This is a genomic window from Kitasatospora viridis (assembly GCF_007829815.1).
Lineage (GTDB): Bacteria > Actinomycetota > Actinomycetes > Streptomycetales > Streptomycetaceae > Kitasatospora > Kitasatospora viridis.
In genome coordinates, this window is sequence record NZ_VIWT01000001.1 from 3,862,002 (window position 1) to 3,886,116 (window position 24,115).

Consider the following 24,115-nt stretch of genomic DNA (forward strand, 5'->3'; position numbering starts at 1 on the left):
GGTCACGCCTCCAGGTCGTTCTGCACGGCTCGGATGAGTTCCTCGAATGACAGGTCCCGCGGGTCGCCCTGGTCGGCGCCGTCGTCCGGGACCGCCGCCTCGGGCACGGGTGCCTCGGCGAACAGCGAGCCGGTGACGTAGTCGGCCAGCGCGGCGACGGTCGGGTGGTCGATCGCCACGGTCGCGGGCAGTTCGGTGCCGAGGGCGTGGGCGAGCTGGGTGCGCAGGTCGATCACCATGATCGAGTCCAGCCCGAGGTCGGCGAAGCCGATGGTGTCGTCGGCCCGGGCCGGGTCGCCCAGCACCTCGCCGACTAGGTCGCGGATCGCGTCCCGCAGCTCCGCGCCCCGCAGCTCCGCATCCCGCCCGGCGCCGGCCGGTCCGGTCAGCCGGTCGAGCAGCCAACCGCGTTCCCGGCCGCCCGTCGCCCGTTGGACGACCGGCGCCGAGCCGGCCAGCAGGGCGCCCCTGGGGTGCCCGGCGAGCCGCTCCGCGTACCGCTGCGGGTCGAGCGCGACGGCCACCAGGCCGGCCCGCTCCCCGCCGGCCGCGAGCGCGAGCAGCGGTCCGGCCTCGGCGTCGTCCAACGGCCGCACCCCGAGCCGCTCGGTGGCCCGCTCGACGGCGGCCGCGGCGGCCATCCCGCCCTTGTCGGCCGGCACCCACGGGCCCCAGGCGACGCTGGTGGCGGGCACGCCCGAGTCGCGCAGCGCCTGCGCCAGGCCGTTCAGGTAGCCGTTGGCCGCCGCGTAGTTGGCCTGCCCGGCCGAGCCGAGCACGCTGGAGACGGAGGAGAAGAGCACGAAGGCGTCGAGCCCGGCCCCGCGCGCGGCCGCGGCCAGGTGCTCCGCGCCGCGCGCCTTGGCCGCGAAGACCTGCTCGAAGGAGTCGGCGGTCAGGTTCTCGAAGGCGCCGTCCCGGTTCACCCCGGCCAGGTGGAAGACGGCGCACAGCGGTTCGGCCGCGCGCACCGCCCGCGCGCAGTCCTCCGGGTCGGTGACGTCGCCGGCCGTGACGGTGACCTCGACCCCGGCGGCGACCAGCTCGTCGATCACCCGGCGGGCGGTCTCGTCCGGTGCTGAACGGCCCATCAGGGTCAGTGCGGGCGCGCCCTGTTCGGCCAGGGTCCGGGCCACGCTCAGGCCGAGCGCGCCGAGACCGCCGGTCACCAGCACGCCGCCCCGCCAGCGCGGTTCGGCGCCGGCCCGGGCGAGGGGCACCAGCCGGGCCGCCTTCGGGCCGTCGGGGTCCAGGGCGAGCCGGAGCTCGGGCAGGCCGGCGTCCAGCTCCGCCGCGAGCAGTGCGGCCAGGGCGCGGGCGTCCCGGGCCAGTTCGGGGTGCGGGGTGATCCGGAGCAGCCGCCGCTCGGCGTCCTCGGCCTCCAGCGCGGCGAGCATGCCCCAGAGGGCTTCGCGCACCGGCGCGGCGGCGGCCCGTCCGTCGCCGAGCACGGCGTACGGCACGGAGCGCGGCGCCTCCTCGCGCAGCGTCCGGGCCAGCGCGACCGCGGCGTCCAGGGCGTCGCAGGCCGCCGCTTCGGCGACCTGCCCGAACCGGGTGTCGAGCACCAGGCCGGTGGCCGCGTCGAGCGCGGTGGCGTCCGCCGCGACCGAGGCGTCGTGGCCGAGCGCGGCCAGCGCCTCGGCCAGCGAGGCGGTCCACTCGTCCGGTCGGCCCAGCACCAGCACCCGGTGCCGAGTGCCGGTGCCCGCCGCCCGCTCCGGCCGGGCCGCCCACACCAGCTCGTGGGCGTGCGGCGTGCCGCCGCGCAGGCTCTGCTCCAGCACGGCCTTCGGGGCGTGCCGGACCCGGAACCCGTCGGCGGTGAAGACGGTGGTGCCGGCGCCGGTGAACAGGTGCAGGTCGGCGGTCTCCACCCGGGAGCGGCCGTGCGGCAGCGGCTCGGCCTTGGTGACCCGGACGTGGCCCCACAGCTCGCCGCCTCCCTCCGGCCGGCCGGGGAAGGCGAGCCGGGCGGCCGCGAACGGGATGGCCAGCGAGGGCGCCTCGGCGGCCTCGTCGTCGACCATGAACCCGGCGATGCTCTGGAAGCAGGAGTCGATCAGGCCCGGGTAGACCTCGTAGTCGGCCGGGTCGTCGGGCAGTTGGGGCTGCTGGTAGCGGACCAGCGCCTCGCTCCCGCGGATCCACACGTCGGCGATCCACTGGAAGGACGGGCCGAGGGTGTAGCCGAGCTCGCGGAAGTAGCTGTAGAAGGCCGCACCGGTGATGTGCCGGTCGGCGTCCGCGATGAACGCGTCGCGGTCGGGCAGTGCGGGGAGCGGGCCCGCCGTCGGGCCGAGCCGGGCGGCCAGGTGCCGCTCCCAGCGGTTCTCCTCCCGGTCGATCAGGCTCTGCACCGTCAACTCGCCGTCGGCGAGCAGGATCTGTGCCTCGTACCGCTCGCCGTCCTTGATCACCAGGGCGCGCGGGCAGACCAGGTCCTCGATCGCGAACGGGCGTCCGCCGCCGGCCAGCGCGGAGAGCAGGGTGCCCAGGTGCGAGGCGGCGGGGGTCACCACCGTGCCGTACAGCCGGTGGTCGGTGAGGTAGCCGGGGAACTCGGCGGTGCGCTCGAAGGCGAAGGCGCGGCCGCTCAGCGCGGGGGAGCGCAGTTCGGCGCCCCAGTGCGCGGCCCGGGCGGCCGGGGCGGCGGCCGGGCGCGGGCGCACCGTGGTCCAGTACGCCGTCTCGGCGAACGGGTAGCGCGGCGCGGCGCCCCGCTGTGGGCTCGAACCGGCCTGCACCCGGGCCCAGTTCAGCTCCTGGCCGTGCTCGTAGAGGGTCCGGGCGGCGGCCGCCAGGATCGCCCGGTCCTTGCCGCCGCGCCGCAGCGAGGGCAGCGTGCCGCCGGCGGGGGCCAGGCCGGCGGCGGTGACCAGGTGGCCGAGCGTGCGGTCCGGGCCCAGCTCCAGGCACAGGTCGATCTCCAGCTCGGCGAGCCGCTGCGCGCCCTGGTGGAACCGGACGGGCCGCCGCACGTGCTCGGCCCAGTAGTCGGCGCCGTAGGTCGCGGGCGTGGCGAGCTCGCCGGTCACGTTGGCGATCAGCGGGATCCGCGGCGCCCCGAACTCGAACGGCTCCAGCACCGTGCGCAGTTCGCCGAGCATCGGCTCCATCAGCCGGGAGTGGAAGGCGTGCGAGACCACCAACGGCCGCGCCACCACCCGCTGTTCCTTCATCCGGGCGGCGAACCGGGCGACCTCCTCGGGCGCGCCGGCCACCACCACGGCCTGCGGGCCGTTGACGGCGGCGACGTCCAACTCGAAGCCGTCCAGCCACTCCTGGACCTGCTCGGAGGTGGCGGAGACGGCCAGCATGGCGCCGGGCGCGGTCTCCTGCATCAGCCGGGCGCGGTGGGTGATCAGGGTGAGCCCGGTCTCCAGGTCCATCACCCCGGCGTGGATCGCGGCGGCGATCTCGCCGACGCTGTGGCCGAGCACCGCCGAGGCGGTCACGCCCCAGGACTCCCAGAGCGCGGCCAGGCCCAACTCCAGTGCCACCAGGGCGGGCTGGGTGAAGCGGGTCTGGTTGACCAGCTCCTTCTCGGCGCCGTGGAACATCACCTGGTGCAGCGAGACGCCCAACTGGGGCGCGGTGACCCGGTCGCAGGCGTCGATCACGGCGCGGAACACCGGCTCGGTCGCGTACAGCTCCCGGCCCATGCCGAAGTGCTGGCTGCCCTGGCCGGAGAAGAGGAAGGCGACCCGCGGTGCCCGGGTGGCGCGGTGCGGTGTGGTGGGCCCGCGCAGCGCGGCGAGCAGTTCCTCGCGGTCGCGGCCGAGCAGCGCCCGGCGCACCGGGAAGTGCGCCCGGCCGGAGCCCGCGGTCACGGCCGCCGCCGGGAGCTCGCCGGCCGGCAGGTCGGTCAGGTGCTTCTCCCAGGCGGCCGTCAGCCGCTCCAGCCCGGCCTCGTCCGGCGCCGACAGCGGCAGCAGCACGGGGGCGTCCGTGGTGGCGAACGGAACTGACGGAGCGTCAGCTGCTTCGCCGATCACCAGGTGGGCGTTGGTGCCGGAGAAGCCGAACCCGGAGACGCCCGCCAGTCGCGGCCGCTCGCCGGCCCGCCAGGGCACCTCGGTGTCGCAGACCCGCAGGTTCATCTCCCGCCACGGCACGTGCGGGTTGCGGGTCTCGCAGTGCAGGTTGCCGGGGATCCGCTGGTGGCGCAGCGCCAGCACGGTCTTGATCACGCTCGCCATGCCGGAGGCCGACTCGCAGTGGCCGATGTTGCTCTTCACCGAGCCGATCAGCAGCGGCTCGCCGGGGTGCCGGTCGGCGCCGAGCACGGACCAGGCGGCCCGCAGCTCGATCGGGTCGCCCAGCGAGGTGCCGGTGCCGTGCGCCTCCAGGTAGGAGACCGCCGAGCCGTCGACCCCGGCGTCGGCCAGCGCGGCGCCGATCACGGCCTGCTGCGCCCGGCCGTTGGGGGCGGTCAGCCCGGAGGAGGCGCCGTCCTGGTTGACGGCGCTGCCGTGCAGCAGCGCGAGGACCCGGTCGCCGTCGCGCCGGGCGTCGCCGAGCCGCTTGAGCACCAGCACGCCGCAGCCCTCGGACCGGACGAAGCCGTCGGCCTCGGCGGAGAAGGTCTTGCAGCGGCCGTCGGGCGAGAGCATGTGGGCCCGGCTGACCGCGACCGAGGCGGCGGGTGCGGCGATCACGTTGACCCCGGCGGTGATCGCGCAGTCGGTCTCGCCGGAGCGCAGCGAGCGGATCGCCAGGTGCAGCGCGACCAGCGAGGAGGAGCAGGCGGTGTCCACCGCGAGCGCGGGCCCGGTCAGCCCGAGCAGGTAGGAGAGCCGGCCGGCGGCGGCGTTGAGCGCGGTGCCGGTGCTGAAGTAGGCGTCCAGCTGCTCCGGTCCGCCCTGTTCGAGCAGCCGGGCGTAGTCGGAGTTGGAGATGCCGAGCCAGACGCCGGTGCTGCTGTCGCGCAGGGCGCGCGGGTCGATCCGGCCGTCCTCCAGCGCGTGCCAGGCGACCTCCAGCAGCAGCCGGTGCTGCGGGTCCAGGCTCTCCGCCTCGCGGGCGGGGATGTCGAAGAAGGCGGCGTCGAACCGGGCCGGGTCGCGCAGGAAGCCGCCCTGGTCGGTGGTGATGGTGCCGGGGCGCAGCGGGTCGGCATCGGTGAGCGCGGCGCGGTCCCAGACCCGGTCCGGCACCGGGCCGACGCCGTCGCGGCCCTCGATCAGCAGCTGCCAGAACTCCTCCACCGAGTCCGCGCCGGGGAAGCGCCCGGCCATGCCGACGATGGCGATCGGCTCGGCGGCGACTGCGGGAGCGGGCCCAGCGGCAGCCACGGGCACAGGCGCGGGCGTAGCCGCAGGCGCGGGGAGCGGTGGCGGGGTCTCAACGGGTCGCGGAGCCACCGGTCTCGGCGTGAGCAGCGCGAGCACGTGGTCCGCCAGCCGGGCCACCGTCGGGTGGTCGAAGATCTCCGCGACCGGCACCCGCACGCCGAACACCGCTGACAGCTCGCGCTCCAGGTCCACCGCCATGATCGAGTCCAGGCCGAGGTCGAAGAAGCCCACGTCCTCGCGGAGCGGGTGGCCCTCGGCGTGGCCGAGCACCGCCGCCACCAGCCCGGCGACCCGCCCACGGGCGGCGGCCGGCCGGGCCAGCTCGGGCAGCGCGAGCAACTCTTCTGCCACTAGGGCTACTTGATTGGACGTCACATCAACGATCGACTCCTGAGCAGGCGCCAGCTCCTCGAACAGCGGCCGTCGCCGGCGCACGGCCGTCACCTCAGCGAACCGTGCCCAGTCCACCGGGCAGGCGACGGCCAGCCGCCCGGCACCGGCCGGTCGGTCGAGCAGGTGCGCGCGCCCGGTCGGCCCGTCCAGCGCGCCGACGCCGAGGCGAGCCAGCTCGGCCCGCTCGGCGGCGTCCGCCATGCCGGCCAGCGCCCACGGGCCGAAGGCCACGCTGACCGCCGGCCGCCCGGCGGCGGCGCGGTGCTCGGCGAGCGCGTCGAGCCCGCCGTTGGCGGCCCCGTAGGCGCCGTAGCCCTCGGTGCCCCAGAGCGCGGAGACCGAGGAGGTCTGGGTGAAGAAGTCCAGCGGCCAGTCCCGGCCGATCAGGTGCAGCCACCAGGCGCCGGTGAACTTGCCGCGCAGGGCGGTGGCGAAGGTGTCGGCGTCGGCCTCGGCGAGCGGCTGGCGCGGCAGCGCGCCGGCCGTGTGCACCACCCCGCGCACCGGCGGCAGGTCGGCGGTCTCCCGGCAGGCCTCGGCGAGTTCGGCGGCCGAGTCGCAGTCGGCGCTGCGGTAGCGGACGTCCACGCCGTCGGCGCGCAGCCGCCGCAGCAGCGCCTCGGCCTCGCCCGCCAGCCGCTCCTGCGGGGTGCGGCCGATCAGCAGCAGGTGGCGGGCACCGCGCCGGACCAGCTCGGTGACGGCCTCCCGGCCGATCGCCCCGAGCCCGCCGGTGACCAGGTAGCTCGCGTCCGGCCGGATCGCCGGCGCGTCGGACCGGCGCACCGCCACCTCGCGGAGCCGGCCGACCAGGACGCCGCCGCCGCGCACGGCGGCCAGGTCCTCGCCGCCGTCCTGGCGGACCAGCCGCAGCAGCGCGGCGGCATCCGCCGCACCGGGGGCGGCGGGCAGGTCGCAGACGCCGCCCCAGCTCGCCGGGAACTCCAGGCCGAGCGCGGGCGCGAGGCCGTGCAGCAGGCCGTGGTCGGTCGCCGCGACCGGGTCGGCGCCGGTCACCTGGCGGGCTCCCCGGGTGACGGCCCACGCGGCGCCGGCCGCCGAGCCCCGGTCCAGGCCGTGCACGGCGGCGGTGACCGCGGTGCACAGGGCCGCGCCGCGGGCGGCGGGGTCGGGCCCCGCGCCGAGCTCGGCGGGCAGCGGGGTGGCCGCGAAGGCGAGCACCAGGGCCACCCGCTCGCCGGCCGGACGGCCGGCCCAGAACGCTGACCAGGAGTCGGCGCCGTCCGGCAGGGCGGCGTGCTCCCAGCCGGGCACCGGCGCCCCGCCGAGCAGCACGCCCCGCAGGCCCAGCGCGCTCGCCTGACGGGCCAGCAGCTCCAGCAGCTCGGCGTCGTCGCCGGCCAGCACCAGCGCGTGGGCGTCCGCCGCCGGCTCGGGCAGCACGGCCTGACGCCAAGCAAGCTCGTGCCCCGTCAGCTCAGGGCTCATCGGCTCCACGCTCGCCGGCTCGGGCGCGTACCGCTGCCGCTGCCACGGGTACCCGGGCAGGCTCACCACCCGGCGGGCCGGCACGGCGAGCGCCTCCTCCTCCGACCCGGGGCGGCTGACGGCGGCTGACGGCTCGTCGGCGGCCAGCGCGGCGAGCGCCGCCCCGGCCGCCAGCGGATCGGCGGCGGTGATCCGGGCGCGCTCGGCGAACCGGGGGCGGCCGGCGGTCACCGTGTAGGCGAAGGCGGGGTAGTCGGCGGCGGGCGCGCCGGCCAGGTGCCCGCCGAGCCGGCCGGCCAGCGCGCGCAGCGCCTCGGGGGTGCGGGCGGAGAGCTCGAAGCCGGTCACCGGCTCCTCCTCGGCGACCGCCGCCGGCGCCCCGGCCGGCCCGAGGATCACGTGCGCGTTGGTCCCGCTCATGCCGAAGGAGCTGACGCCGGCGCAGTCGCCCGCCGGCCCCCACGGCTCCAGCGCGCCGGCCAGCGCGACGCCGGTGCCGGCCAGGTCGATCCGCGGGTTCAGGGTCCGGAAGTGCACCAGCGGCGGCACCTGACGCCGTTGCAGGCAGAGGATGCCCTTCAGCAGCCCGGCGATCCCGGCGGCCGACTCCAGGTGGCCCAGGTTGGCCTTGACCGAGCCGACGTGCAGCCGGGCGCCGCCGTTGCGCCGCCCGAGCGCCTCCAGCACGGCCTCCATCTCGATCGGGTCGCCGAGCGCGGTGCCGGTGCCGTGCGCCTCGACCAGGCCGATGTCGGCGGGGGTGAGTTCGGCGTCGGCCAGGGCCGCCCGGATCAGCGCGATCTGGGCCAGCACGTTGGGCGCGGTGAAGCCGGTGGAGCGCCCGTCCTGGTTGACGGCGGAGCCGCGCACCACCGCGTGCACCCGGTCGCCGTCGCGCAGCGCGTCGTCCAGCCGCTTGAGCACCACCACGCCCGCGCCCTCGCCCCGGGTGAAGCCGTTGGCCCGGGCGTCGAAGCTCTTGCACAGCCCGTCGGGGGCGAGCGAGCGGGTCTGCTCGACCAGCCGGGTCGAGCGGGGCGAGAGCACCAGGTTGACCCCGCCGGCGATGGCCAGGTCGCACTCGCCGCGGCGCAGCGCCTGCCGGGCCAGGTGGACGGCGACCAGCGAGGAGGAGCATGCGGTGTCGAGCGCCACGGCCGGGCCGGTGAGGCCCATCGTGTAGGCGATCCGGCCGGCGGCGAAGCAGTGGCCGTTGCCGGTGGCCCAGGAGGCGTCGGGCTCGCCGGCCATCCAGTCGCGGTAGTCCTGGCCGGTGATGCCGATGTAGAGGCCCGCACGGGTGTCCTGCATCCGGTCCCGGGGCAGCGCGGCGTCGTCGAGCGCCTCCGCCGTGACCTCCAGCAGCAGGCGGTGCTGCGGGTCCAGCCCGCGGGCCTCCCGGGGGCTGATGCCGAAGGCCTCGGCGTCGAACTCCAGCACCTCGTCGAGGAAGCCGCCGCGCTGCGGCAGGCCCTCCCACTGCTCGGCGAACGGGCCCTTGCGGGAGTGCGGCAGGGGCTGCACCAGGTCGCGCCCGGTGGCCAGGGCCTCCCAGTAGCCGTCGAGGTCGTGGATGCCGCCGGGCAGGCGCAGGCCCACGCCGACCACCGCGAGCGGCTGGGCGCCGGCCGCGGCGTCGAGCTGGGCGCGCAGACGCTTGATCGTCTCCATGGCGCGGGTCATGGGGGTCTGTGTGGTCACGGCAGGGCTGCTCGCTTCCGTGGGTCGGGCGGGCGGAGAGGGACGTAGGGGAGGGGCGGGCCGAAGGGCCCTCCCCGTCCGGCGGAGGGGAGGGCCCGGAGAACTCGGCGGGGACTAACCGGCGTTCGGGGCTACCGCGTCGGCTGCGGCTGCGGCTTCGCCGAGCCGCTCGCAGAGCACCCCGGAGAGCGCCGCCGCGGTGCCGAAGCTCCACAGCAGGGTCGGCGAGAGCTTCAGCCCGAAGGCCGCCTCCAGCCGGTTGCGCAGCTCCAGGCCCATCAGCGAGTCGAGGCCGAGCGCCTTGAACGGCGTCTCCCGGTCGATCGCCGCGGCGTCCAGCCGCAGCACCCGGCCGGCCAGCTCCCGCACCTTGGCCTCGACCAGCGGCGGCCACTCGGCCTGCGGGGCGCCGGCCAGGCCGGCCAGGAACTCGCTGCCGGCCACCGCGCCGCCGCCCTCCCGGGAGGCCTCGCGCAGCAGCTGCCAGCTGCGCTGCGCCGCGGTGTCGGGGTAGGCGTCGAACCACTGGCGCAGGTTCAGCGGCACGTAGCCCACCACCTGCTCCTCGCGCTCCAGGAACCGGGCCAGCGCCGCCCAGGCCTGCTCGGCGGTGAAGCCGCCCATGCCGCGCTCGGCCAGCCGGGCGCCGCGGTTGGCGTCCTGCGCGGCCAGGCCGATCTGCTCGAACGGGCCCCACTGGACGCTGAGTCCGGGCCGGCCGCGGCGGCGGCGGTCCTGGGCCAGCGCGTCCAGGTAGGCGTTGCCGGCGGCGTAGGCGGCCTGGCCGGCGTTGCCGAACAGGGCGGCGGCGGAGGAGAACAGCACGAACAGGTCCAGCGGGTCCTCGGCGGTGGCGGCGTCCAGGTGGCGGGCGCCGTCGACCTTCGGCGCGAGCACCCGCTCCAGCTGACCGGGCGTCAGGTTGAGTACGGTGGCGTCGTCCAGCAGGCCGGCCGCGTGGAAGACGCCGCGCAGCGGCGGCAGGCCGGCCCGCAGCTTGTCGAGCGCCTCGGTGAGGGCCTGGCGGTCCGTCACGTCGACCCGGGCGGTGACCACCTGGACGCCGCGGGCGCGCAGTTCGGCGATCCGCTCGGCCGCCTCGGCGCTCGGCTCGGAGCGGCCCAGCAGGGCCACCGCGCCCGCGCCCCGGTCGGCCAGGAAGCCGGCCAGCGAGAGGCCGAGGGCGCCGAGGCCGCCGGTGACCAGGTAGCTGCCGTCGGCGCGCAGCCGGCCGCCGGCCAGCGGCTGCGGGGCGATCCCGGTGACGCTCGCGGGGTCGCTCAGCACGAACTTGCCGATGTGGCTGCCCCGGGACATCTCGCGCAGCGCCTCGGCCGCCGCGGCGAACGGGTAGGTCAGCACCGGCAGCGGCTCGATCCGGCCCTCGACCACCTCCGTCCAGGCCTCCCGGAACAGCCGGGCGAAGCGCTCGGGCCGCCGGGCCATCAGGCCGGCCAGGTCCACCGAGGCCAGCGTGATGCCCTTGCGGAAGGCGGCCAGGCTGATCGGCCGCCCGCCGTAGATGTCCTTCTTGCCGACCTCGATGAACCGGCCGTCCTCGGCCAGCGCCTCCAGGCCGAGCGGGATGGCGGCGCCGGTCAGCGAGTTGAGCACCACGTCGACGCCGTGGCCGTCGGTGGCCGCGCGCACCTGGTCGGCCCAGGACAGGTCGCGGGAGTCGTACACCTGCTCGACGCCGAGTGCGCGCAGGTGCGCGCGCTTCTCCTCGCTGCCGGCCGTGGCGATCACCCGCGCGCCCAGCGCCCGGGCGATCCGCACCGCCGCCAGGCCCAGGCCGCCGGCCGCCGAGTGCACCAGCACGGTCTCGCCCGGGGCCAGCCGGGCCAGCTCCACCAGTCCGTACCAGGCGGTGGTCAGCACCAGCGGCAGCGCGGCGGCGGCCTCGTCGTCGAGGTGCCCGGGCACGGGCTGCGCGTGGTCGGCGCGCACCGTCACGTGCGAGGCCATCGAGCCGAAGGCGCAGGCGACCACCCGGTCGCCGACCCGCAGGCCGGTGACGTCCGGGCCGACGGCGGTGACCGTGCCGGCGCACTCGCCGCCGAGCAGGTCGGCGCCGCCCGAGGGGTCGGGGTAGGTGCCCATGGCCTTCATCACGTCGATGAAGTTGGCCGCCGCCGCGGTCACCGCGATCTCGATCTCGCCCTGCTGCGGCGTGCGCCGGGCCAGCGGGCGGTAGCGCAGGCCGTCCCAGAAGCCGGGCCGGTCCGGGCTGAGCCGGAACGGCTGGGCGGGGGTCCGCCAGGGCACGGGCTGCTGGTCCTGGCCGGCGCCGTCGAAGGACTCCTCGAAGGACTCCTCGCCGCGCACCAGCCGGCCGACCAGCCGCAGCCCGTCGCGCAGCACCACCTGGTCCTCGCCGTCGCCCGCCAGCAGTTCGGCGGCGGCGTCGGCGGCCCAGTCGAAGTCGAAGAGCTGACCCGGCGCCAGGTCGACTATCAGCGGCTGGAGTTCCGGGTGCTCGCGGCGCAGCACCCGGGTGAAGCCCCAGAACAGCGCCGCGCCCGGGTCGGCCCGGTCGGCGGGGGTGACGGCCTGCGCGCCGGTGGTCACCACGGCCAGGCGCGGCGGGGTGGCGAGCGCCAGGGCGGCCCGCACCAGCGCGGTGAGATCCAGCAGGGCGCGGCGCTGTGCGTCGAGCCCGGCCTCGGCGTCGGGGGCGACGAAGGCCACGCCGTCCGGGGTGCCGGTCAACTCGGCGGCATCCGGAGCGAGTTCGATCACCGTGGCACCCAGCGCCGTGGCGAGCAGCTGCGCGGTGGCGCCGCCACCGCAGACCGCCCACCGCCCGGCCGGGCCGGCCGGCTCGGGCCGGGCGGCGGGGCGCAGGCGCAGCCGGTGCACCAGCTCGCCCTCGCCGTCGGCCTGCTCGGCGAGCGCCAGCTCGTGCAGGGTCAGGCCCTCCATGGTGAGCAGCGGACGGTGCTCGGTGTCGAACAGGTGCAGGTCCACCCGGGTGGCGTCGCGGCGCACCGCGTGCGACCACAACGCGTCCACCGGCTCGGCCAGTTCGCCGAACAGCCGGATCCGCTCGACGGCCACCGGCACCACCGCCCGCTCGCCCGCGAAGAGCGCGAGCGACACCTGCAGCGCCGCGTCCCACAGCGCAGGGTGCAGCGAGTGCGGGCGCAGGCCGGCGCGGCAGCGCTCGGGCAGCCGGACCAGGCCGAGCGCGGCGCCGTCGGCCTGCCGCAGCTCCCGCACGCCTTGGAACGCCGGGCCGTAGTTCAGGCCGCGCGCGGTGCAGGCGGTGTAGAAGTCCGCCGGATCGCCCGCCTCCAGCGCGGCCAACTGCTGCGGGAACCCGGCCGGTTCGACCGGGTCGCGGTGCTGCCGGACCCGGCCGGCGGCGTGCTCGGTCCAGGCGGTGGCGCCGGTCGGCAGCGAGCGCAGGGTGAAGCTGCCGCCCTCGGTGACGTCGTCGCGCCAGTGCACGGCCAGTCGGGCCGGCTCTTGACCGAGCGTCAGGTCGCTGGTGAAGGCGAGGCCGGTCAGCGTGCCGGGCAGCGCGCCGGTGCGGGCCCGGGCGGTGGAGAGGGCGAGCGCCAGCATGGCGGCGGCGGGCAGCACCACCGCGTCGTGCACCCGGTGGTCGGTCAGCCAGGGGTGCTCGTCCGGGCCCAGCTCCAACGCGCCCTGCCAGGCGTCCGGTTCGCCGGCGGCCGGCAGCAGCGCGACCTCCAGACCACTCGGCGCGGTGGCGGCGCGGCGCCGACCGGGCTCGGGCCAGTGGCTGGCCCGCTGCCACGGGTAGCCCGGCGCCGGCACCAGCGCGTCGGCGGGCAGCGTGGCGAACGGCTCCAGGCCGCGCACGTAGCCGTGCGCGAAGGCGCGGGCCAGGTCGGCGGGCGCGCCGGCGTCCCGGCGCAGGGTGCCGAGCACCGCCGGCGGCTCGGGGCGCAGCGCGGCGAGCTGCTCGATCGCGGGCACCAGCACGGTGTGCGGGCTGATCTCCACCACGTGGGTGACGCCCTGGTCGAAGAGCGCGCTCATGGCGTCGGCGAACAGCACCGGGCGGCGCAGGTTCTCCACCCAGTAGGCGGTGTCCATCTCGGGTCCGTCGAGGCGGCTCAGGCGCACCGTCGACATCAGCGGCACCTCGCCCGCCCGCGGCCGCACCGGCGCCAGGGCGGCCAGCAGGTCCTCGCGCAGCGGGTCCATCTGCGGGCTGTGCGAGGCGTAGTCGACGTTGACCAGCCGGCAGAAGACGCCGTCGGCCTCCAGGATCTCCTTGAGGGTGAGCACCGCGTCCTCGTCACCGGAGAGCACGCAGGAGCTGGGGCCGTTGTTGACGGCCAGTGAGACGAGTTCCTCGAAGCCCTCCAGCGCCCGCTCGGCGCCCGCGACGTCGAGGTCGACGGCGAGCATCCGGCCCTGGCCGGAGGTGCGGCGGGCGATCGCGCTGCGCCGGGCCATCACCAGCGCGCCGTCCTCGTAGGAGAGGATGCCGGCCAGCGTGGCGGCGGTCACCTCGCCCTGGCTGTGGCCGATCACCACGTCCGGCTCGATCCCGGCCTCGCGCCACAGCTCGGCCAGGCCCAGGGAGACCGCCCAGAGCACCGGCTGGAGCATGTCGATCCGGGTCAGCCACTCCTCGCCGGCCTCGCCGGCCACGATCGCCGACAGGTCCCAGTCGACGTGCGGCGCCAGCGCCCGCGCGCAGCGCCGGACGACGGCCGCGAAGACGGGGCTGCTGCGGTGGAGCTCGCGGCCCATGCCGGCCCACTGCGAGCCCTGGCCGGGGAAGACGAAGGCGGTCAGGCCGCGCTCGCGGGCCCGGCCGGTCACCGCGCCCTCGACCTCGGCCTCCGGGTCTGCGGCGAACTGCCGCAGCTGATCGGCGAGTTCGGCGGCCGTGGCGCCGCTGAACGCGGCCCGCGCCGGGAAGTGGTCGCGGCGCCGGGCCAGCGTGCCGGCCAGCGCGCGCGGCTCGGGTGCGCACTCCCCGCCGAGCACCTCGGCCAGTTCGCCCGCCCGCTGCCGCAGCACCTCCTCGGTCCGGGCGGAGAGCGGCAGCAGCACCGGGCCCGCCACTTCCCCGGCCGGCTCGGCGGCGGGCGCGGGCGGCGCGCTCATCAGCACCACGTGCGCGTTGGTGCCCCCCCAGCCGAAGGAGTTGACGCCCAGGTAGACCGGCCGGCCGTCGCTCGGCAGCGCCAGCGGCTCGCGCACCACCTCGACGCCGAGCTCCTCGAACGGGATGTCGGGGTTGAGCCGCTCGGCGTGCAGGCTGGGCGGGACGACGCCGTGCTCCAGCGAGAGCAGCCCCTTCACCAGCCCGGCGATGCCGGCGGCGGCCTCCAGGTGGCCGATGTTGGTCTTGGCCGAGCCGATCCCGAGCGGGCCGAGCGCGCGGTCGCGCCTGCGGCCGAGCACCTCGCCGATGCCGCCGGCCTCGACCGGGTCGCCGCGCCGGGTGCCGGTGCCGTGCGCCTCGACGTAGGCGAGCCGGTCCAGCGGGATCGCGCCGTCGCCGTAGGCGGCTTCGAGCAGTGCCCGCTGGCCGTCCGGGTTGGGGGTGACCAGGCTCTCGCCGCCGCCGTCGTTGTTCACCACGGTGCGCGCGATCACGCCGTGCACCCGGTCGCCGTCGGCCAGCGCCCGGTCCAGGGTCTTGAGGTAGAGCGCCACCACGCCCTCGCCGCGCACGAAGCCGTCGGCGTCGGCCGAGAAGGCGTGGCAGCGGCCGGTGGGGGAGAGGCCGCCGAAGTGGGTCAGGCCGATCGACACGTCGGGGGCCAGGATCAGGTTGACGCCGCCGACCAGCGCGCCCTCGACCTCGCCGGCCCGCAGCGCCTGGGCGGCCAGGTGCAGCGCCACCAGCGCGGAGGAGCAGCCGGTCTCCACGGTCAGGCTGGGGCCGGTGAGCCCGAGGAAGTAGGAGACCCGGGCGGCGGCCACGTCCAGCGCGTTGCCCACCGCGCTGTGCTGGCTGGCGCCCGCGCCCCGGTCCTTGCGCAGGATCTCGTAGTCGTGCCACGAGGCCCCGACGTAGACGCCGGTGCGCGAGCCGCGCAGCCCGGCGGCGGGCCGGCCGGCGTCCTCCAGGGCCCGCCAGGCGGCCTCCAGCACCAGCCGGTGCTGCGGGTCGATGTCGTCGGCCTCCCGCGGGGAGATGCCGAAGAAGGTCGGGTCGAACAGGTCGACGCCGGTCAGGAAGCCGCCCACGGCCTGCACGGACTTCTCCGGGTCGAGCTGCGCGGACGCGTCCCACCGGTCGGCGGGCACCGGGCCGATCGCGTCCCCGCGCTCCATCAGCAGCTGCCAGAAGCTCTCGATGTCCGGGGCGCCGGGGAAGCGGCCGGCCATGCCGACGACGGCGACGAGCTGTCCGGGGTCGTTGGTGGGTTCGTCTGCGTGCATGGTGATGGTCCCTCAGGTCGCGGTCGCTGGAAGGTCAGGCGGCGGGGGCCGGGGCGGGTTCGGTGGTCCGCAGGTCGACCGGGTCGATCGGGTGCGGGGCGTTGATCACCTTGTCGAAGATCCGGTACTTGGCCGGCAGGCTGTTCAGGGTGCGGAAGCGCAGCCGGCGCAGCGCGGTCCGCAGCGGGGTGTGCTGGGCCAGCGCGGCCTCCTGCATCCGCTGGAACCTGGTCACGAAGGCCTTGTGCCTGCGCCGGCCCGCCGCGAACTCGTCGAAGGCGGAGCCCGGCACGACGGTGCCGGTGCCGCCCAGCGCCCGGGCGATCACCGGCGCGAGGCAGACGGCGTCCTGGATCGCCAGGTTGACGCCCTGCCCGAGGATCGGCGTGACGGTGTGCGAGGCGTCGCCGAGCAGCACCAGGCCGTCCCGGGACCAGGTCGGCACCTCGGCGGTGAAGATCTCCAGGAAGCTGGTGTCGTCCCAGGAGAGCAGGTGCTCGGCGAGCAGCGGCGCGAGCCGCGGGTCGATCGCGGCGATGCCGTCCCGGAACGCCTCGAAGCCCTCCTTGCGCAGGTCGCCGAGCCCGCGCTTGGGCAGGTTGTGGCCCACCCGCAGGTAGTCGGGGAAGGTCGGCAGCACCACCAGGTGCTTGTCCCGCAGCACCACCAGCTCGGCCTCGGTGCCCCAGTCGGCCGGGCGGGGCAGCTTGAAGGAGAGGAAGTCGCGCTGCATCGGCCGGACGTCGGCGGCCAGCCCGGCGGCCTTGCGCACCTTGGAGAACCGGCCGTCGGCGCCGACCAGCAGCCGGGTGCGCACCTCGGCCCGGGAGCCGTCGGGCAGTTTGAGCACCGCGCCGTGCACCGCGCCGTCCTGCTGGAGCAGCCCGGTGAAGGCGGTGCCGGCGGCGTAGGTGTGGCCGGGCAGGCCGGCGGCCGCCTCGTTGAACATGCCGATCAGGGCGGGCTGCGGGATGTCGATCGGCAGCACGCCGACCGGGAAGCGGCTGTAGTCGACGCGGAAGACCTGCCGCCCCTCCATCCGCATGCTGACCGCGGTGGTCTCCAGGTAGCCGTGTTCGGTCAGCGCAGGTCCGAAGCCGAGCCGGCGCAGCGTGACGGCGGACGGCGCGGCCAGCGTCTCGCCGCGGAAGTCGCGCTCCAGGCCCTGCTGCTTCTCCACCACCAGCACTTCGATGCCGCGGCGGGCCAGCAGGCAGCCGAGCAGGGCGCCGGCGGGGCCGCCGCCGACGATCAGGACGTCCGTCGTGGCCGGGACGGTCATGGCATCTCCCAGGTTTCGAGCAGGTGCTTGGTGCGGGCGAGGACCTCGGAGGCGGCGGCGCCGTCGAGCACCCGGTGGTCGAAGGCGAGGGACAGCGTGAGGACCGGGGCGACGCGCACCTCGCCGTCGACCGCCACGGGGGTGTCGACGATCCGGCCGATGCCGAAGCCGAGCGTGCCGGAGATCATCGGGAAGATCGCCCGGACCGGCTCGTGGCCGACCGAGGTGACCGAGAAGACGCCCTGCAGGGCGGCCCGGCGCAGCGGGTCGCGCATGGCCAGCCGGTAGAGCAGCCCGGCCAGCGGCAGCGGCAGCTTCTGCACCTTGCGCAGCCGGGCGAACGGACCGTCAGGATCGTCCAGCGCCGCGTTCTTGTAGGTGTCGATCCGGTCCTGCACCTCCAGCAGCGAGCGGTCCTGCACCGACTCGACGGTGCCGGAGACCACGCAGCGGGTGCCGTCCACGGTCTTGTCGAAGAGCACCTTGGCGTGGATCTCGTCGAGCTCGGCGACCTTGGGCCGCAGGCCGTCGGTGAGCACCGAGCGGGCCGCCGGGGTCCGTGCGATCACCTCGGCGGCGGCCTTGACCACGAAGCTGACGTAGCTGGCCCTGCCGTCGGTGGCGGCCCGGGCCTCGCGCAGCCGGGTGGCGTCCACGTCGGCCACCAGGTAGACGTGGCAGGTGTTCCGGGCGTCCCGCAGGAAGGTGTAGGTGCCCTTGCGGGCGGCCGGCAGCGGTCTGACGGTGGCGCTCACGGGCGCACCCCGGTGCCGGTGTCCGCGACCAGCGCGGTGAGCTCGCCGAGCGACCCGGCGGCCATGAACCGCTCGTAGTCGATCGAGGTGCCGAGCTCGCGCTCCAGGAAGACCAGCACCCGCAGCGCGTTCACCGAGTCCCAGCCGTCGAGTTCGGCCAGTGCCCGGTCCGGGGTGAGGGTCGTCTCATCGAGGTCGAGCAGTTGCGCGAGCACGTCCTTGACGGCCTGGTCAGAAAGCACGGAGGGTCTCCTCGTCCTGGGGTGTGACGCTGATCCAGCGCGGCAGGTCGGCGAGCTCGCGCAGGTCGTGCTGGTGGTCGGTGCCGTCGTCGCCGGTCCCGGGCAGCTCGGTGAAGCCGAGGGCCGGGTAGAAGCCGGCGAACTTGCCGTTGCGCGCGGTCGGGGCGAACCGGCCGCGCACGGCGGGCGCCCCGGCGGCCCGGGCGGCCCGCAGCAGCAGCCCGACCACGGCGTCCTCGACGCTGCGGGAGAAGACCCGGCAGCTGAGCACCATGTTCTCGATCCGCCAGGCGCCGTCCGGGTCCCGGCCGAGTGCGAGCGCGGCGATCAGGCCGTTGTCGCCGAACCGGTCGGCCAACCGGGCGCCGAGGAAGGCGCCGCTGCCGTCCGCGCCGCGCCGGGCCGTCTCGGGCTCCGGGTAGCGCAGCCCGGTCAGGTTGAACTGGTTGGTCTTGCCGAAGAGTTGGCTGATCCGCGCGGAGTTGAGCGGCCCCAGCGGCTCGACCGTGAGCCGGGAGCCGAGCCCGAGCAGGTAGTCCGTCAGGCTGGCGGCGCCGCGCTCCAGGTCGGCCCGCTGCTCCTGGGCCCGGTAGAGCGCGGTGCGGCCCCGGTCCTCCTCGGTGAGCCGCAGCAGGTTGAAGTCGCCGCGGGCGGCGAGGCGGGCCGCGTAGTCGGCCGGGTCGGCGGGCAGCTCGACGGTGGCCACCTGCGGCAGCAACTCCCGCATCAGGCCGCGCTCGACCGGGTTGTCGTCGACGAAGACCATGGCGTCCGCGCCGATGTTCAGCCGCTGCGCCTGCTCCCGCACGGCCTGTGGCTTGGGGTCCCAGCTCGCGCTGACCGCGACGAAGGAGTCCGGCCCGAGCAGCATCTCGGGATGGGTGGCGATGGCCTCCCGGGCGATCGCCTCGTCGTTCTTCGAACAGACCGTCAGCATCACGCCCTGGCGCATCAGGTCCTTCGCCAGCGCCTGGAGTTCGCGGTGCGCCGAGCCCGGGTAGCCGCCGCCGAGCTTGAGTCCGGCGACGCCGTCGTCGCCGACCACCCCGCCCCACAGCGTGTTGTCCAGGTCCAGCACCAGGCACTTGGCGGCCCGCCCGGCCTGCGCCCGGACCACCCGGGTCAGCTCCTGCGCGTAGGCGCGCAGGTAGTCGGGCGCGTAGACGTGCCCGGCGGCGTGCCGCATCCGGTGGGCGGCGAAGACGGTGCCGGCGTGCGCCGCGATGCCGTCGGCGGGGAGCACCACGGTGGAGCGGTCGGCCAGGTCGAGCAGGGCCGCGTTCATCCGGTGCCAGGCGGCGTCCAGCCGGGCCTTGTTCCGGTAGTCGATGATCCGGTCGCGGCGCAGCGGGCCGAGCGGCACGGTGGTGAGCACCAGCGTGCCGTCGCCCAGCGCCTCCCGGCAGGCCCCCACCCAGCCGGCCAGTTCGGCGGGGAAGGTGGCGCAGCGGGCCTCGACCTCGTCGAGGTCCAGCGGGTCGGTGACGCCGTCGAGCACGGCCGCGTCGTCCAGCAGCAGGGCGGTGAGCTCGGGCCGGTGGTCCGTCAGGTTCGGCGCGCCGGTCAGGATCTCGAACCGCCACTGGTTGAAGCCGGCGCTGCGGATCTCGGGCAGCACGCCGAGCGGCAGCAGCGCGGCGGTGAGCAGGGCGGGCAGCGCGTCCAGCGTGGAGCTGCCCAGCAGGGCGATCCGCTGGGCGCGGTGGCCGCCGGCCTCGGCCAGCTGGGCGCGCGGCGCGGCGCCGAGCAGCAGCGCGCCGGCCGCCTCCAGGTCGAGCGCGTCGCCGTGCTCGGCGAGCTCGCCGAGCAGCCGGTGCACCCGGTCGCGGGCGTCGGCGGTGGCGAGTCCGGCGCGCTTGAGGGCGCGTAGTTCGGCCAGCGGGGTGGTGGTCTCAGGCACGGGTGCCCGCCTCGTCCTGGCGGCGCAGCGCGAGGCCGGAGATGACCCACTTGGAGGACTCGATGGTGGCGACGAACACCCGGTCGCCGCTCTCGCCCTCGGCGAACCGCCGCTGGGCGCGGTGCAGTTGGATGAACGGCAGGGCGTTGCCGTTGTTGCCGGTCTCGGCGACCACCTGGACGGCCTGCTCGGGGCGCACGCCCAGGGAGTGCCGGATCTGCTCCGACATCGCGCCGTTGAGCTGCGGCACCAGCACGTGCTCGACCTCGGCCAGCGGCCAGCCGGTGGCGGCGACCAGCTCGTCCAGCACGGTCGCGGCAAGGCCCGGCACGTGCTCGGCGATCGCCTTGTAGTCCTCCTCGCCCATCGGCTCGCGCACGGTCCGGCCGTTCGGCCCGGTGATCATCGGCGCGCCGTCGGCGCCGTACCAGCGGACCACCTGGGCGGGCGCGCGGCCCTTGCCGACGGTGCGCAGGAAGAGGTGCTCGACCAGCAGGCCGGGCCCGTCCGGGTCGGCGTCGACCACGGCCGCGCCGGCGCCGTCGCCGAACAGCGCGAAGTTGGCCAGCTCGGCGGAGCTGATCCGCTGGATGTCCCGGTCGGCGGGCCACAGCTTGACCACGCTGTCCGCGCCGATCACCAGGCCGCGGCGCAGCCCGCTGTGCAGCAGCGCCCGGGCGGTGAAGAGGCCCTGCAGGGCGCCCGCGCAGCCGGAGGCGAGCTGGAAGGTCGGCAGGTCGTCGAGGCCGAGCCGGTCCGCGACCAGGTTGGCCGTGGAGGGCATCAGGTGGTCGGGGGAGCCGGTGGTCAGGATCAGGAAGTCGATCGAGGCCGGGTCCGCGCCGGCCGCCGCGAGCGCCCGCTCGCCGGCGGCGGTCGCCAGGTCACCGGTGTTCTTCGGGACGCCGCTGGCGCTGTCGGGCTCGCAGAAGTACCGGCTGCGGTTGCCGGTCATCTTCTCCAACCACTTCTCGTGCAGGCCGAAGCGCTCCGCCATGTCCCGATTGGTGACGGGTTCGCCCGGCAGCACCTCGCTGAGGCCGGTGATTCTCAAGGGATCAGGTCCTTGTCTCGAGTCCGTGAACTCCACGGCGGGCACGCGACGGCGGCGGCCCGCGGGCGCGCCGGGACCACCGGTCGGCCGACCCGCCGCATCCGCAGCCGCACCGGCGGTGCGCGCTGCCGTACGCGCACCGCCGATCGGCGACGGGGCGGTTGGGTACCGGGGGCACCGACGCGACGACCGCTCCATCGGGCTGCGACGCTAGGAGCGGGGGCTTAGGGGGGGCTAAAGAGCGCCCCTCGTGCCCCAGCGCGCCCTTGTGGCCACACGCGCATGCCGCCCAACCATCTTTCGCGTCACGATCCCTGACGGTCCGTAATCCGGTTGTGCGGGTGGGAGCGGTGGCCGACACTTGCGCGATGTTCTCGGACGACGACCTTGCTGCGACCCACGTCCCCGCCGGCGCGGTCGGCGCCCGCCCGGAGTTCACCGACCCGCTCTGGCGGGTCCGGGTGCGGCTGAACCCGGTGGAGTCGGCGCTGCTGCGCACCGAGCCGCTGCGGCGCCTGCACTTCGTCGTGCACGGCGGCGCCTCCGCGCTGACCACCCTGCAGTCGTACTCCAGGCTGGAGCACACCCTCGGGGTGCTCGCCCTGGTCGCGCACTTCCGGCCGACGGACGCGGCGCTGCGGGTCGCCGCGCTGCTGCACGACGTCGGCCACCTGCCGCTGAGCCACACCTTCGAGGGGCTGGCCGGCCTCGACCACCACGCCATCGGCCTGCGGCTGCTGGACGGCGACCCGATCCGCCCGGTGCTGGCCGAGCACGGCATCCGCCCGGACGCCGTCACCGCCGCCCTCGCCGAGCACCCGCCCGCCGGGCTGCTCAGCCTCGACCACCTCGACTCGTTCGTGCGCAGCGGCCGCTCCGGCGGCTGGCTGGAGACCGACCCGGCCGCCCTGCTGCGCCGGCTCACCCTGGTCGGCCACGCCGTCTCGGCCGACGCCCGCGAGGATGCTGCGGCTCTGGTCGCCCTGGTGTGCGCCGAGGCGCGGCTGCACACCTCGTGGAACAGCGTGGGCCCGAGCGCGGTGGTGCGCGGCCTGGCCGGCCGGCTGCTGGCGGACTCCCCGGTCACCCCGGAGCAGCTGGCCCGGATGACCGACCATCAGTTCTGGTCCGCCCTCGACGCCTGCGCCGCCACCCGGGCCGAGACCGCCCGGCTGCACTACGAGCCGCACCGCCTGCGGGTCACGCCCGAGCCGGGCGGCGGCTTCGCGCTGCGCAAGCTCTACCGCAGCGCCCCACTGCTGGAGAGGCGCCCGCTCGACGAGTCCGCTCCCGAACTGTCCGCCGAGCTGGGCGCCTTGGACGGGCTGCCGCTGGAGTTCCGGGTCAGCTGGTCGGGGTAGCCCCGGCGGCCGCCGTCGCGATCGGCCACTCGTTGCGGTAGACCGTGAACGGGATGTCCTTCTCCAGCAGCGGCGTGCCGAGGACGGCGATCCGGGCCATCACGTCGCCGTCCACCTCCAGCCCGCCGTAGAGGCCGGCCCGGCCGGTGACGACGGGCTTGCCGGCGCCCGAGTCGATGGTGACGGCGCCGTTCACCTGGGCCCGCAGGTAGGGCTCGACGGTGGCCTTCACGCCCACCGCGTCGTAGAGCGCCACCGAGCCCTCGGCCACCAGGCCGGTGCGGACGTCGGCGGTGCCGGTGAACGCGGCCTTGACCGGGGAGACCTGGGTGCGGACCGGCTCGGTGGCGGAGGTCCAGCCGGCGGCCTTGGTGTAGTCGGCGTGCACGCCCCAGTCGCCGTCGATGGTCTGCTGGGCGTCCACCGTGACGCTGCCGTCGGCGGAGATCTCGGCGTAGACCGTGAGGTCGAGGCTGATCACGACCGGGAGTTGGGCGACCATGATGGTCGGCGTCGCCGTGAGGTTCGCGATCGGTATCTTCACCGGCGCGCTGCCGGCGCTGCCGGTGAGCCCGGCGGTGAGGTGCCAGTTCGCGTGCGCGCCCAGGTCGAAGCCGACCTTGGCGCGGTCGGCGGCGAGCACGCCGTGCGCGCCCTGGTAGCTGAAGGCGAGGCTCGGGTCGAGCTCCAGCGAGCCGCTGAGGGTGGCCCGGTTGCCGCCCGGCAGCGGGACGCTGTCGTTCGCGTCGAGCCGCAGGGTGGCCGAGGCGGAGCCGGTGGCGCCGTCGGGCCCGGGCAGGTAGGAGGTCTTCAGGTCCTTGATCTGCGGGGTGACGGTGATCGAGTGCGGGTCGAGCGCCGTCTTCAGGTCGGCCGAGGCCTGGCCGAGCAGTTCGGAGATGGTGGCCGGCCGGGTGTCGGCCTCGACCTTGCCGCCCTGCGCCGGTGCGACACCGGTGATCGCGAGCAGGGCGCCGTGCGGGGCGGCCGGGGTGGGCGGGCTGTCGATCAGCTGGCCGACCTGGACGGCCGCGCTGGGCGCGGCGGTGGCGGTGGCGCCGGCCGATGCGGTGGCCGTGGGGGTGGCCGAGGTGCTCGCGGAGGTGCTTGCGGAGGTGCTTGCGGAAGGGGTGGGAGCGGCGGTGCCGGCCGTGGCCGCGAGGACCACCTTGCCGGTCCGCTGGTCGTAGGAGTCGAGCTTGACGGCGGAGCCGCCGGCCGCGACCGGCTGACCGGACGGGGCCGCGGTGGCGCGGGCGGTGGCGCCGGCGGTCGGCTTCGCGCTCGGCGTCGAGCCGGCCGCCGGCCGGGCCGCGGCCGGGGGCACCAGGACCACCTGCGGGTCGGCCGTGGCCAGGGTGCCGGTGGTCGGGGCGGCCGCGGCGTCGTTCGCGCCGGGGGCGGCGCCGGGGGCGGCGCCGGGGCCCGGCGTCGACGGGTCGCAGGCGCTGAGCGCGAGCACGACGGACGCGGCCAGCGCGGGCAGGGCGAGGGTGCGCATTTTCACGCGGAGGGTCACCTTCGGCGGGTAGAGGCGGGACGGTCTAAAACTACAGGCAGTAGTTTTAGCTGAGCGAGAACGTACACTGGCCCGAACTCGCGGCTCAACTGCGGGATCAGACACGGGCTCAGGTGAGGGGGACCGACCCGCCGGACGGAGAGGACCACAGGTGGGCAGACCCGCGCGGCCCCTGGTGACCAAGGAGCGGATCATGCAGGCCGCCCTCGCGCTCGTCGACGAGGAAGGGCCCGACGCCCTGTCAACGCCCCGGGTCGCCGCCCGGCTCGGCGTGAAGGGGCCCTCGCTCTACAACCACGTCTCCGGGCGCGGCGAGATCATCGACGGCATCTGCGAGCTCATCGTCGCCGAGATGGACCTCGACATGACCGTCCGCCCGTGGACCGCCGCCCTGGACACCTGGGCCCGCCGCTACCGGGCCGTGCTCACCGCCCACGCCAATGCGGTGCCGCTCTTCCGCTCCCGGCCCCCGCAGTCCCCGTCCGCCCTCCAGGGCTACGCCGACGCCTTCGCCATGCTGCGCACGGCCGGGTGGCCCGAGGAGTACCTGCTGCCGGTCGTGCACGCGGTGGAGAGCCTGATCATCGCCACCGCCTCGACCGAGGAGCGGCCGCACGACCTGCCGGCGGCGGCCGAACTGCCGCCCGGCCTCGACCCGTTGCTGAACCCGCCGCCGGACCACCGCGACCGCACCTTCGAACTCGGCCTGGCCGCGCTGCTCGCCGGGTTCCGGGAGACCCTCGAACGCCTCGATCGCCCAGGGTCCGCCGGCTGACGCGGA

10 protein-coding genes are annotated in these 24,115 nt (G+C 76.0%); 2 read left to right on the forward strand and 8 right to left on the reverse strand.

Going from position 1 to position 24,115, the window contains the following annotated elements; translation table 11 throughout:
- Positions 1-2 precede the first annotated feature (2 nt).
- The 7 genes from FHX73_RS17330 to FHX73_RS17360 all read right to left on the reverse strand — a co-directional run bounded on the left by FHX73_RS17330 (position 3) and on the right by FHX73_RS17360 (position 20,454).
- Complete coding sequence (locus FHX73_RS17330; protein WP_145905857.1) at positions 3-8,840, reverse strand: type I polyketide synthase; 8,838 nt, start codon at positions 8,838-8,840, stop codon at positions 3-5.
- A gap of 114 nt (positions 8,841-8,954) precedes the next feature.
- Positions 8,955-15,221, reverse strand: a complete 6,267-nt coding sequence (locus FHX73_RS17335) for a type I polyketide synthase (RefSeq protein WP_145905858.1) — start codon at positions 15,219-15,221, stop codon at positions 8,955-8,957.
- A gap of 34 nt (positions 15,222-15,255) precedes the next feature.
- On the reverse strand, positions 15,256-16,503 hold the full coding sequence (locus FHX73_RS17340) for an FAD-dependent monooxygenase (RefSeq protein WP_145905859.1): 1,248 nt from the start codon (positions 16,501-16,503) through the stop codon (positions 15,256-15,258).
- The gene (locus FHX73_RS17345; RefSeq protein WP_145905860.1) at positions 16,500-17,258 is read right to left on the reverse strand and encodes a 2-oxo acid dehydrogenase subunit E2; all 759 of its coding nucleotides are present in this window, start codon (positions 17,256-17,258) and stop codon (positions 16,500-16,502) included. Before FHX73_RS17345 ends, FHX73_RS17340 begins: the two co-directional genes overlap by 4 nt.
- Positions 17,255-17,500 carry an acyl carrier protein gene (locus FHX73_RS17350; protein WP_145905861.1) on the reverse strand — a complete coding sequence of 82 codons (246 nt, stop codon included), beginning with the start codon at positions 17,498-17,500 and terminating at the stop codon, positions 17,255-17,257. The genes FHX73_RS17345 and FHX73_RS17350 overlap by 4 nt, the downstream gene beginning before the upstream one ends.
- A complete protein-coding gene (locus FHX73_RS17355; protein ID WP_145905862.1) occupies positions 17,490-19,400 on the reverse strand; it encodes an HAD-IIIC family phosphatase in 1,911 nt (636 codons plus the stop codon). Before FHX73_RS17355 ends, FHX73_RS17350 begins: the two co-directional genes overlap by 11 nt.
- Complete coding sequence (locus tag FHX73_RS17360; RefSeq protein ID WP_145905863.1) at positions 19,393-20,454, reverse strand: 3-oxoacyl-ACP synthase III family protein; 1,062 nt, start codon at positions 20,452-20,454, stop codon at positions 19,393-19,395. The genes FHX73_RS17355 and FHX73_RS17360 overlap by 8 nt, the downstream gene beginning before the upstream one ends.
- Positions 20,455-20,822: 368 nt before the next feature.
- Here FHX73_RS17360 and FHX73_RS17365 point away from each other — a divergent pair, with 368 nt between their 5' ends.
- Positions 20,823-21,815: an HD domain-containing protein gene (locus FHX73_RS17365; RefSeq protein ID WP_145905864.1), complete on the forward strand. Its 993-nt coding sequence runs from the start codon at positions 20,823-20,825 to the stop codon at positions 21,813-21,815.
- Here FHX73_RS17365 and FHX73_RS17370 read toward each other — a convergent pair.
- On the reverse strand, positions 21,799-23,322 hold the full coding sequence (locus FHX73_RS17370; protein WP_145905865.1) for a hypothetical protein: 1,524 nt from the start codon (positions 23,320-23,322) through the stop codon (positions 21,799-21,801). The two genes, FHX73_RS17365 and FHX73_RS17370, sit on opposite strands and share 17 nt — an antisense overlap.
- A gap of 163 nt (positions 23,323-23,485) precedes the next feature.
- On the opposite strand from FHX73_RS17370, the gene FHX73_RS17375 reads away from it, so the two are divergent.
- Positions 23,486-24,109, forward strand: a complete 624-nt coding sequence (locus FHX73_RS17375; protein ID WP_145905866.1) for a TetR/AcrR family transcriptional regulator — start codon at positions 23,486-23,488, stop codon at positions 24,107-24,109.
- Positions 24,110-24,115: the final 6 nt, after the last annotated feature.

Bases quoted from the DNA above. Each gene is read 5' to 3' on its own strand.
- FHX73_RS17335 (WP_145905858.1), bottom strand. From the start codon at position 15,221: ATGCACGCAGACGAACCCACCAACGACCCCGGACAGCTCGTCGCCGTC.
- FHX73_RS17340 (WP_145905859.1), bottom strand. From the start codon at position 16,503: ATGACCGTCCCGGCCACGACGGACGTCCTGATCGTCGGCGGCGGCCCC.
- FHX73_RS17365 (WP_145905864.1), top strand. From the start codon at position 20,823: ATGTTCTCGGACGACGACCTTGCTGCGACCCACGTCCCCGCCGGCGCG.